Annotated in this window: 12 protein-coding genes and 1 pseudogene; 6 read left to right on the forward strand and 7 right to left on the reverse strand. The window is 68.0% G+C overall.

What is annotated here, in order from left to right; genetic code table 11:
• The first annotated feature begins 16 nt into the window (after positions 1-16).
• Positions 17-1,135, forward strand: coding sequence for a GGDEF domain-containing protein (locus NM203_RS33400; RefSeq protein WP_255063794.1), 1,119 nt, complete (start codon positions 17-19; stop codon positions 1,133-1,135).
• On the opposite strand, the gene NM203_RS27680 is transcribed toward NM203_RS33400, so the two are convergent.
• Together NM203_RS27680 and NM203_RS27685 are read right to left on the reverse strand one after the other, a co-directional pair.
• The gene (locus tag NM203_RS27680; protein WP_255063795.1) at positions 1,074-2,384 is read right to left on the reverse strand and encodes a class I SAM-dependent methyltransferase; all 1,311 of its coding nucleotides are present in this window, start codon (positions 2,382-2,384) and stop codon (positions 1,074-1,076) included. The two genes, NM203_RS33400 and NM203_RS27680, sit on opposite strands and share 62 nt — an antisense overlap.
• Complete coding sequence (locus tag NM203_RS27685) at positions 2,381-3,760, reverse strand: FAD-binding oxidoreductase (RefSeq protein WP_255063796.1); 1,380 nt, start codon at positions 3,758-3,760, stop codon at positions 2,381-2,383. Before NM203_RS27685 ends, NM203_RS27680 begins: the two co-directional genes overlap by 4 nt.
• An 87-nt stretch (positions 3,761-3,847) precedes the next feature.
• Between NM203_RS27685 and NM203_RS27690 the strand changes: the two genes are divergently transcribed.
• Positions 3,848-4,285, forward strand: a complete 438-nt coding sequence (locus NM203_RS27690) for an SRPBCC family protein (RefSeq protein ID WP_255063797.1) — start codon at positions 3,848-3,850, stop codon at positions 4,283-4,285.
• On the opposite strand, the gene NM203_RS27695 is transcribed toward NM203_RS27690, so the two are convergent.
• On the reverse strand, positions 4,286-5,044 hold the full coding sequence (locus tag NM203_RS27695) for an Rv3717 family N-acetylmuramoyl-L-alanine amidase (protein WP_255063798.1): 759 nt from the start codon (positions 5,042-5,044) through the stop codon (positions 4,286-4,288).
• Positions 5,045-5,166: 122 nt separating this feature from the next.
• On the opposite strand from NM203_RS27695, the gene NM203_RS27700 reads away from it, so the two are divergent.
• From NM203_RS27700 to NM203_RS27710, 3 genes are read left to right on the forward strand one after another with little or no spacing between them, the layout of a single operon-like run.
• On the forward strand, positions 5,167-5,499 hold the full coding sequence (locus NM203_RS27700) for a YbaB/EbfC family nucleoid-associated protein (protein WP_255063799.1): 333 nt from the start codon (positions 5,167-5,169) through the stop codon (positions 5,497-5,499).
• Entirely contained in the window at positions 5,500-6,111 is a 612-nt protein-coding gene (recR, locus tag NM203_RS27705; protein WP_255063800.1) for a recombination mediator RecR, read from the forward strand.
• Between the two features lie 10 nt (positions 6,112-6,121).
• Positions 6,122-6,514, forward strand: coding sequence for a hypothetical protein (locus NM203_RS27710; protein WP_255063801.1), 393 nt, complete (start codon positions 6,122-6,124; stop codon positions 6,512-6,514).
• Positions 6,515-6,570: 56 nt separating this feature from the next.
• On the opposite strand, the gene NM203_RS27715 is transcribed toward NM203_RS27710, so the two are convergent.
• The 3 genes from NM203_RS27715 to NM203_RS27725 form a co-directional block, all read right to left on the reverse strand.
• Positions 6,571-7,428, reverse strand: a complete 858-nt coding sequence (locus NM203_RS27715; RefSeq protein ID WP_255063802.1) for a type IV toxin-antitoxin system AbiEi family antitoxin — start codon at positions 7,426-7,428, stop codon at positions 6,571-6,573.
• 81 nt (positions 7,429-7,509) lie between these two features.
• The gene (locus NM203_RS27720; RefSeq protein WP_255063803.1) at positions 7,510-8,226 is read right to left on the reverse strand and encodes a type 1 glutamine amidotransferase; all 717 of its coding nucleotides are present in this window, start codon (positions 8,224-8,226) and stop codon (positions 7,510-7,512) included.
• On the reverse strand, positions 8,223-9,482 hold the full coding sequence (locus tag NM203_RS27725) for a Mur ligase family protein (protein ID WP_255063804.1): 1,260 nt from the start codon (positions 9,480-9,482) through the stop codon (positions 8,223-8,225). The genes NM203_RS27720 and NM203_RS27725 overlap by 4 nt, the downstream gene beginning before the upstream one ends.
• Positions 9,483-9,588: 106 nt before the next feature.
• On the opposite strand from NM203_RS27725, the gene NM203_RS27730 reads away from it, so the two are divergent.
• Positions 9,589-10,578, forward strand: a complete 990-nt coding sequence (locus NM203_RS27730; RefSeq protein ID WP_255063805.1) for a DEDDh family exonuclease — start codon at positions 9,589-9,591, stop codon at positions 10,576-10,578.
• A 25-nt stretch (positions 10,579-10,603) separates the two neighbouring features.
• Here the strand turns inward: NM203_RS27730 and NM203_RS27735 are convergent.
• Positions 10,604-10,731, reverse strand: a pseudogene (locus NM203_RS27735) (IS481 family transposase); the annotation flags it as partial.

Consider the following 10,731-nt stretch of genomic DNA (forward strand, 5'->3'; position numbering starts at 1 on the left):
CCCGCCGGGGTAGGTGGTGGCGTCAAGCGAATACGTGTTCGCCACGGCGGCGCTGCGAGAAGGCCGTCTGATGCGCGCGTTCACGACGTTCATCGGGTGGGCGTGTCTCGGGCTCTTCGTCCTGGGCGTCGTGAGCCAACTGCATCCACTCGGTCCGCACGGTGTAGTCGCGAGGATCGTGCAGGGTGCGGTCACGGTCTCGGCGCTGATCGTATCGGCGCTGTGGCTGCGGTCACCGTGGCCCACCTACGGCCGCGCGGTGGGCTTCGTCGTCTGGGCGGACTGCTCGGTGGTCATCGCGGCCGCCACCACGTCCACAGTGGAAGCGCGCCTGAGCACCACGCTGTACCTGGGCCTGGTCGGCATCTTCGCCGCGTTCATACTCGGCTGGCGGATCACCCTGATGCACTGCGGCTTCGGGTTCGCCACTATCGCAGCGATCACGGCATGGGCGGTGATGGTCGACGGCCACAGCGTCTTCGGCCTGTACGTGTACTACGCCCCAGCGCTGGCCTGGGTGGTGGTCGTCCCTCTCGGGGGCATGGTGTTGATCGACATCGGCAGGCGAGCGATCCGCAGAACAGCGCGGTCAGCGCACTTCGATCCCCTCACAGGTCTGCGGAACCGGCGGGGCATGCACTCCGCGGTGAACCTTCTGATCAAGCGAGCGGAAGCACCCGTCACCGTCGCCGTCGCAGTGTGTGACATGGACGGCTTCAAGCTGCTGAACGACACTGCGGGACACTCGGTGGGCGACGCCGCCCTGAACGCGATGGCGCAGCGACTGCGCTCCGTGGCAGACCCTGATGACGTGTGCGCCCGAATCGGCGGCGACGAGCTGGTTCTCGTTTCCATACTGAGCGTTCGGGCCGACATCGCGGACTTCATCCAGCGGCTCACGCCACTCACCCGCGTCGACTTCGACGGCCTCGCACTCGCTGCGAGTGTGGGTGTGGCGGCCGACACCACAGCGACACCGCACTTCTCGATCGACGATCTGATCGGTCACGCCGACGCGGCGATGTACTCCGTCAAGCGCTCAGGCGGTGCGAGTTGCGCGATCTACGATCCGACTACGGCGTCCACCACGGGCGCAACGGCAGGCCGCCGTCGCCACCCTTCTCGTCCAGTTTGACGGCCAGAACCTGGTGCAGCTGAACGACGTTCGTCTCGAAGCCGACGCGCGAGCCGGCCATGTACAGGCCCCACACCTTGGCGGTCGGCAACCCGACCTCCGCGACCGCCTCGTCCCAGTGCTCGACCAGGTTGCGGCACCAGTCCCGCAGCGTCAGGGCGTAGTGGTGCCGGAGGTTCTCCTCGTGCAGCACCTCGAGGCCCACGTTCTGCGCCTCGGTGATGATGCGGCCCGATCCGGTCAGTTCTCCGTCGGGGAAGACGTAGCGGTCGATGAACGCGTCCGCTGCGGCCGCCGTACGGTTCTCCGGCCGGGTGATGCAGTGGTTGAGAAGCAGTGCGCCGACGCGCATCTTGGACTTCAGGAACCGGAAGTACGCGGGGTAGTTCTGCACGCCGATGTGTTCGGTCAAGCCGATCGACGACACCGCGTCGAACCCGGACTCCCGCACGTCGCGGTAGTCGCTGTGCCGGACCTCGGCGAGGTCGGAGAGCCCCTGTTCCTGGATGGCGCGCTGAGCCCACTCGGCCTGCTGCGTCGACAGCGTCACTCCGATGGCCTTCACGCCGTGCCGCGCGGCGTACCGCACCATGCCGCCCCAGCCGCAGCCCACGTCGAGTAGCCGGTCGCCGGGCTGCAGCCGCAGCTTGTCGAACACCAGGCGGTACTTGTTGTCCTGGGCCTCCTCGAGGGAGGCGTCCGCCTCGGGGTATGTAGCGCACGTGTAGGTCATCGACGGGCCGAGCACCCACTCGTAGAACTTGTTCGACACGTCGTAGTGGTGGTGAATCGCCTCGGCGTCGCGAGTCTTGCTGTGCCGCAGTCCTTCCGCGATGCGGCGCCAGCGCGGCAGGGCCTCCTGCGGAGGCGGTGCGATCGGCTTGAGGTGCTCGAAACCGATCGATCGGACGATGTTCGCGAGCACGCGGGCGGGCGGACGCTTGAAATCCAACTTGTCGCCGAGCGCGACCAGCAGGTCGTACGGGTCGCCGGGATGAACGCCCTGCATCTCGACGTCGCCCGAGACGTAGGCACGTGCCATTCCGAGTTCACCCGGCGCCGTGGCCAGGTAGGTGGTGCCGCGTGGCGTGCGCAGATCCAGTCCGAGTGCGGCGTCGGCGGGCCCGGCGGAACTGCCGTCGTACGCGGTGAACTTCATGGGCGTCTGGCCCGCGGCGAAGATCTCGAGAATCTGCGCCAGGGTGAGCTTCCCCGTCGTCCGATCGGAATCGGGTTTGTAGGTCGTCACTTTCGTTGCACCGCCTTCGCATAGAGGTCAAGCAGCCGTGAATCGGGATCGTAGGCCTTCTTCACCGTCTTGTAGTTCTCGCCGCCGTAGAGCTGATCGAACTCCTCGTGCGAGTAGTAGGCATCCGAGTACAGCGACTTGTGGCCGTCGAGCTCGCTGACCTTGCGTTCGATGAGCCTGTTGGTGTGTCCTTCCTCCGGCCCCACGGGTACCGATGACCAGAAGCCGATGTTGACGTAGGTCTGATGCGGCGCGATGGGATACAGCGGCCAGCCCGCCTCGTCGCGCAACCGCAGCGGACACAACCAGATGGGTTCGATCGGCACGTTCTCGAGGAACCAGTCGACGAACTCCGCCGTGCGACCGAGGGGGACCTCGATGTCCTGCACCACCCGCTCGAGCGGCGGCCGCCCGGCGCGTTTCTCCAGGCGGTCGGCGATGTCGAACCGCTGGTCGTAGCCGATGAGCTTCCAGTAGAAGCTGCTGCGCCGCAGACGCCGCGGCCAGAGTCGCCGGATGACGGGATGCTGCGCACCGAAGGCCCGCGAGCACCAGAACCAGTCGGTGTCCCACCGCCACAGGTAGTCGCTGATGGTGAGGCGATCGTGCTTCTCGCCGTCATCGTGCTGGATCGACCGGTAGTAGATGTCCTGTCCGGTGTAGTCGCTGACCGGACCGGGGGTCGACGTGCGCACACCCAGGCACAGGTAGCTCTCGTCGGCGCTGAACACGACCCCGTCGAGGTAGTCGACCGGGACGCCGCCGTGGCCGCCGGTCTCGATGATCCGGTCCATCTCCGCGACCAGGTCCGTCAGGCTGTGGAAGCGCAGGTGCTTGAGCGCGACGAAGGGCTTGACCGGTTCCAGCTCGATCTTCAGGCGCACCGAGTAGCCGAGCGTGCCATAGGAATTGGGGAAAGCTCGAAAGAGATCGGAGTGGTTGTCGCGACTGGCGGTGACGAGCTCGCCGGTACCGGTGAGGATGTCGAGTTCGAGCACCGACTCGTGCGGCAGACCGTTGCGGAACGACGCCGACTCGATGCCGAGGCCGGTGACGGCGCCGCCGAGGGTGATCGTCTTGAGCTGAGGCACCACGAGTGGGGACAGGCCGTAGGGCAGCGTCGCCGCGACCAGATCCTCGTAGGTGCACATGCCCGCCACGTCGGCGGTTCGAGCATCGGCGTCGACGGCGATGACGCCCGTCAGGCCCGAGGTGTCCAGCCCCTTGGCGGTGGACGCGGCCCTGGTCCGAAACAGGTTCGACGTGGGCTTGGCCAGTCGGACCGTCGCGTTCGCCGGGATGGCACGGTAACTCGAACGGAGCCGCTCAACGCCTGCTGCGTGGGCGGCCTGCGTGTCAATCGCATCAGCAGCCACACATATACGCTAGTCCGAGGTCGCAGCCGATGCGACAGGACCGGGCGGTGTCGTGCCGCACACAGCATTCAGTCAGGAGCCTCACCGATGGGACAGGTCAGTGCGTCCAGCACCGTCTTGATCAACGCCGAACCCGACGCCGTGCTCACCGCCGTCGCCGATTACCGGACCGTTCGGCCGAAGATCCTCTCCTCGCACTACAGCGGCTACCAGGTGCTCGAGGGCGGGGAGGGCGCGGGCACCGTCGCCGCGTGGAAGCTGCAGGCCACCAAGTCGCGCTCGCGGGACGTCAAGGCCTCGGTCGACGTCGCGGGCAAGACCGTCATCGAGAAGGACGCGAACTCGTCGATGGTGACCAACTGGACCGTCGCCCCCGCGGGCACCGGTTCCACCGTCACCGTCAAGACGTCGTGGCAGGGTGCGGGCGGTATCGGCGGTTTCTTCGAGAAGACGTTCGCGCCGCTGGGCCTGCGCAAGATCCAGGCCGAGGTGCTCGACAACCTGAAGAGGGAACTCGAGAGCTAATCAGGCCGTGCGCGGGGGCCGCGTACCGAGATAGCCCGCGATGCCGCGCACAACGGCCTCGGCGTACTTCTGCCTGCCTTCGGCTGACGTCATGAGAGCGTCGTCGGCGGGGTTCTTCATGTTCCCCAGCTCGACGAGTATCGACGGGTACTGAGCGAGGTTGAGCCCCGTCAGGTCGGAGCGTGGATACAGCCCGCCCTGGCCGATGTAGTTGGCTGGCGGGATGCCCGCCGCCTGCAGTTGGTCACGCATGATCCGGGCGAACTGCACCGAGGGACCCGCCTGCACGTCGTTCAGCGGCGGATCCGAGTAGTTGACGTGGAACCCCCGGCCGGTGGCGGGCCCGCCGTCGGCGTGAATCGACACGATGGCGTCGGGCTTGAGCGCGTTGGCCATGGCGGCGCGCTCGTCGACGCACGGACCCGGACCGGTGTCGTCGCCGCGGGACATCGCCGTGCGCACGCCCAGCGCCGTCAATTGCTGGCGGATGCGCAGCACCGTCTCCCAGTTGAAGGCGTGCTCGGTGTAACCGCCGCCGTCGGACGTGCCGCTGGTCTGGCAGTCCTTGGTACCGCCACGGCCCGTCGTCACCTGCTTGGACAGCGCAGAGGGGTCGTTCGAGCCCTGGTGGCCGGGGTCGAGGAAGACGATCATCCCCGCGATGTTCGCGGCGTGAGCGGGCGCTATCGGCGCGGAGACGGCGATCAGCACGCCGACGGCGATCCCGGCGCCGACACGCAGGCAGGCTGGTACGTGCACGGCGCCACGCTAGCCGCGCCGACGACTAGGGTTGAAGGTCAAACGACCCGTCGGCGCACGAGCGCAACCACATCGATACCAACACGCGACCTGAATCTTCTGAAACCGAAGGGGACCATGCCATGCAGCCCGGTCAACAGCCCGACATGTCGGCACTACTGGCGCAGGCGCAGCAGGTGCAACAGCAGCTGATGGAGGCGCAGGAGGCGCTGGCCAACGCCGAGGTGCACGGGCAGGCGGGCGGCGGGCTGGTTCAGGTGACGACGAAGGGCAGCGGTGAGATCGTCGCCGTGCGGATCGACCCGAAGGTCGTCGACCCCGACGACGTCGAGACCCTCCAGGACCTGATCCTCGGCGCGCTGTCCGACGCCGCCAAGCAGGTGACCATCCTCGCGCAGTCCAAGCTCGGTCCGCTCGCAGGCGGCCTGGGTGACCTCGGTCTGCCGGGGATGTAGATGTTCGAAGGACCCGTCCAGGACCTCATCGACGAACTGGGCAAGCTGCCCGGTATCGGCCCGAAGAGCGCGCAGCGCATCGCCTTTCACCTGCTCTCCGTGGAGCCGCCGGATATCGACCGGCTGACCGCCGTGCTGAACAAGGTGCGCGACGGGGTCAAGTTCTGCGACGTCTGCGGCAACGTCAGCGACAACGATCGGTGCCGAATCTGCAGTGACCCGAGGCGGGACGCGGCCCTGGTGTGCGTCGTCGAGGAGCCCAAGGACGTGCAGGCCGTCGAGCGCACCCGCGAGTACCGCGGTCGCTACCACGTGCTGGGCGGTGCGCTCGATCCGCTGAGTGGCATCGGGCCGGAGCAGTTGCGTATTCGCGAGCTGCTCAACCGGATCGGCGAGCGGGTGGACGGCGTCGACGTGTCCGAGGTCATCATCGCCACGGATCCGAACACCGAGGGGGAAGCCACCGCGACCTACCTGGTGCGCATGCTACGCGACATCCCCGGTCTGTCCGTGACGCGGATCGCCAGTGGGCTCCCGATGGGCGGCGACCTCGAGTTCGCCGACGAGCTGACGCTGGGTAGGGCGTTGGCCGGCCGCCGGGCGATGGCATAGGTTGGCGCTCATGGCCGATGACGAGTTCAAAGTCGAAGTCGAACTGGGCGACGATCACCTCTCGTTCTGGGAGCGGTTGCGCACCCTCGGCATCGACGACGACGCGCGTAAGCGGTTGGGATCGCGGGTCACCGTGACGCGCGACGGCGACCGCATCCAGCTCTACACGCACACCCTCGCCGATGCGCAGGAGGCGGAGGCCACGGTGCGCGCGCTGGTGGCCGACGATCACGTCACCGCCGAGTACACACTGAGCCGGTGGGACGCCGCGGCGGAGCAGTGGGTGGACCCCGGTGACGGTCACGTCGTCGTCGATGACGCCCCCGAGGTGGCCGCCCCCGACCCGAGCTACGTCATCCTCGAGGCGTACAAGCCGGAGTTCCTGCGCGACCTGGGCCTGTAGCCTCGGCGCGAGATTGCGCTGACGCCGGGGGCCTCTCGCACTTCCTCTGCGTCACGTCAATCTGGATCGCCGGGACACCAGCCGCGTGCCGCGAGCGTCCGTGCGGCCCAGTCGACGATGAAGGTGGGAGCGTCCTCGTTCACCACGTTGAGTGACTCCCATCGGAGCCTCGCGAGCGCCCGCTTCGACCTGATGTCCTTGACGTACTGGGTCCTACGGGTGCGATGCTGGTCTCCGTCGTATTCAGCGGCGACTTTGTACTTCTCCCAACCCATGTCGAGTACTCGAACCAGTCGGCGTCCGTCGTAGACCCGGATCTGCGTCGACGGTCTCGGCAATCCGGCGTCGATGAACAGCAGCCTGAGCCAGGTCTCCTTAGGAGACTGGGCGCCACCGTCGGCGAGGCCCAGCGCAATGGGAAGTCGCTTGACTCCTCGAAGCCCTGGGTGGCGATCGATCACCGACTGGACTTCGTGCAGTGCACTGGGCACGGTCCACAGCAGTGCGTCGATCCGTGCGACCGCCTCGTCACGGGAGCGGAGGCGACCGAGGTCGAACGCGGTACGCGCTGGGGTCGTCACGGGGATGCCCGCGATCTTCGTGACCTCATTGGGCGCCAACGTGTCGTTGCGGACGATCAGTCCCTTCGGCGGACGACCGTTGCGCCAGATCAGCTCGATGGGTGTCTCGGTGTCGACCCAGTCCGCGCCGTACATCGCGGAGGCGGCCACGCCGGCGATGACACCGCGGCGCCCCGACCACAGCCACGCGGCACGAATGCGGTCGCGAAGGTCCGGCATGACGCCCCGCGCGATGTAGACGTCCGGCAGCAGCCAGGTGAACCAGCGCTGGAGCTCGTGGCGGGTGAGGTCGCCGCGACTGAGCGCTTCACTGCCGATGAATGGGCCTCGCATGGCTCGAGGTTCGCGTGATCGGCCGACAGGCAGCACTTTTCATCCACAGTGTGCAGGTCAATCTGGCGTAGAAATCCCAACCTAGACGCGGCGCGGGGCCGCCAGGCGTTCGCGGCGCAGTCGATCGACCTCGGGCAGGTCCAGCGGTGCGAGGTCGCCGACGACGCGCGACAGCAGGTGATCGGCGAGCTGCGGGTTCCTCGCGAGGCACGGCCCGTGCAGGTACGTGGCGACGACGCTGCCCTGCACCGCACCGTCGTACCCGTCGCCCGCTCGATTGCCCGCGCCGCTGACGACCTTCGCGAGCGGCTTCGCGGCTGGGCCCAAAACCGTTCCGCCCCTGTGATTCTCGAAACCGGTGAGCTTCTCGGTCAGGCCGTCGAGCAGCGGCTGCGACACCACCTCGCCGATGGTCCGCTCGGGCTGCGGCGACGTCGTCACGTCCAGCATGGAGACGCCGTCGACGCGTTCACCCGCGGACGTCTCGTACCAGTGCCCGAGCACCTGGATCGCCGCGCAGATGGCCAGCACCGGTGCCCCGCGTTCGGCGGCGCGCTGCAGGCCGGGGTACTTGATCAGGTGCTTGGTGGCGAGCCGCTGTGCGTAATCCTCGGCGCCGCCGAGCGTGTACAGGTCCAGTGAATCCGGCACCGGATCCGCGAGCGTGATCTCGACGATCTCCGCGGCGAAGCCGCGCAGCCGCAACCGCTGAGCGAGCACGACCGAGTTGCCGCCGTCGCCGTAGGTGCCCATCACGTCGGGAAGGACGAGTCCGATCCGGATCGTGGATTCGCTCACCGGGGTAGCCGCCGATTCAGTTGCAGGAACGCCGTGTAGTTCGCGATGACCTCGACGTGGCCGGGCGGGCACGACGCGATGGCGTCGAGGGTGTCGTGCACGAGGGTGTGCTCGACGCCCGCGTACCCGAGTCGCACCGCGAGGTCGGTGCCGCGTTCGCCGGCAGCCACCACCTGGGTATCGCCGAAGTGCTCGAAGCGCACGTCCCACAGCCATGACAGGTCCTCGCCGTCGGGCACCTGGCCGTTCACCGAGATGACGACGCCCGCGCCGTGCTTGTCGACCATCGACAGCGCCTCCTGCCAGCCCGCCGGGTTCTTGGCGAGCAGCACGCGTGCCGTGTGGTTCCCGATCCGCACGGTGCGATACCGGCCGGCGACCTCGTCGACCGACGAGACCGCGGCGACGGCTTTCGCGGGGTCGGCGCCCAGTGCCACGGCCGCCGCGATCGCCTGCGCCGCGTTGCCGCGGTTAACGGCGCCGGGCAGCGAGAGCGTCATCGGCAGCACCAAACCGTCTGGGCCGTAGACGTTCTCGTCGTCGAACCACCACTGCGGACTGGGCCGCTTGAAGTCGGTTCCGGTCGAGTACCAGTCGACTCCGTCGCGCACGATGATCTCGCCGCTGCGCGGGCAGCTGACGGAGTCGCTGGCCCACCCGCCGCCCGCCGCGACCCACACGACGTGGGGGCTGTCGTAGGCGGCCGACGCCATCAGCACGTCGTCGCAGTTGGCGACGACGACGGCGTTCGGATGCCGGGCGAGACCGGCCCGCAAGGTGCGCTCGATGTGGTTGATCTCACCGACGCGGTCGAGTTGATCGCGCGAGAGGTTGAGCAGCACGATCACCGACGGGTTGACCGCGTCGGACACGTGCGGGACGTGCATCTCGTCGACTTCGAGTGCGGCCAGTTCGGCCTGCCGGGCCCCCGCGAGCGCGGCGACGAGGCCCGCGTCCATGTTGGCGCCCTCGGCGTTGGTCGCGACGGGACCGACGGTGGCCAGCGCCGCCGCGGTCATCCGCGTGGTGGTCGACTTGCCGTTCGTGCCGGTCACGACCACGGACCGGCGACCGGCACCCAGCTGGCGCAGGATCGACCTGTCGAGCGTCATCGACACCAGGCCGCCGATCATCGCCCCGGCGCCTCGGCCGGTGACCCGCGAGGCCCAGCGCGCAGCGGCACCCGCGCCCAGCGCCATGCGACCGCGAGCTGACAACCTTCCCCGGTCGCTTCGCTGCTGCCCGCCGATCGCCATTCACGCATTTTAAGTAGGCGACACGCTGCTCCGCCGCGGCGGGCTTGTCGGCGGACCGTGCCATCCTGAAATTCGACGGGGCGAGCGGAGCGACGGGAGTAGGTGTGTGAGCCAAACCTACGGTCGGCCGGCACACGAGCCCGGCGAGGGCTGGGCGGTCGTCGACGTGGAGACGTCGGGTTTCCGCCCCGGTCAGGCTCGGATCGTCAGCATCGCTGCGCTCGCCGTGGGGGACGACGGCAATGTCGAGGCGAGTTTCTCGTCGCTGCTGGATCCCGGCGTCGACCCGGGACCCACCCACGTGCACGGTCTGACCGCCGAGATGCTGGCGGGCCAACCGACGTTCGGCGACGTCGTCGATCGTGTCGCCGACGTGCTGCGGGGCCGTACTCTGGTCGCGCACAACGTGGCGTTCGACTACTCGTTCCTGACCGCCGAGGCCGAACTGATCGGGGCGGAACTGCCTATCGACAGCGCGATGTGCACGGTCGAACTGTCGCGCAGGCTGCGCCTCGGCGTGGACAACCTGCGCTTGGAAACCCTTGCGGCACACTGGGGTGTCACCCAGATGAAGCCGCACGACGCGCTCGACGACGCGCTCGTCCTCGCGCAGATCCTCAAGCCCGCGCTGGCGGGCGCTGTCGATCGCAAGGCGTGGCTGCCCGTGCGTCCGGTGACGCGTCGCACGTGGCCCAACGGGCAGCTGACGCACGACGAACTGCGACCGCTGAAGGCGGTGGCGTCACGCATGGCGTGCCCGTACGAGAACCCCGGCCGTTTCGTCGCGGGCCGCCCGCTGGTTCAGGGCATGCGCGTCGCGCTGTCGGCTGAGGTGTCGCACACCTATGAGGAGCTCATCGAGCGCATCCTGCACGCCGGCCTGTCCTACACCGAGGCCGTCGATCAGCAGACGTCGTTGGTGGTCTGCGACCTGCCCGCGCCCGACCAGGGCAAGGGCTTTCAGGCTCTCGACATGGGGATTTCGGTGGTGTCGGACGCGGACTTCATGGCCCTGCTCGACCGCGTCGTCGGGGGCAAGGATCTGGAGCCGTTCACGGACGCCACCCTCACGGGAGAGCAGTTCACGCTCTTCTGAGGGTGGCGACCACGACCGTGTTCGGCTAGGTGTACTGACCTGAGAGGTTAGGTACACGGCTGGCTGGTGGTTGACCGCCGAGTGCTGTGTGGCCGCGGTGGTGATTGTAGGTGTGCAACCAGCGGGGATACTCCTGGCATCGTTGTTCGTCGC

This window comes from Mycolicibacterium arenosum, from assembly GCF_024320865.1.
GTDB classification, from domain to species: Bacteria; Actinomycetota; Actinomycetes; order Mycobacteriales; family Mycobacteriaceae; genus Mycobacterium; species Mycobacterium arenosum.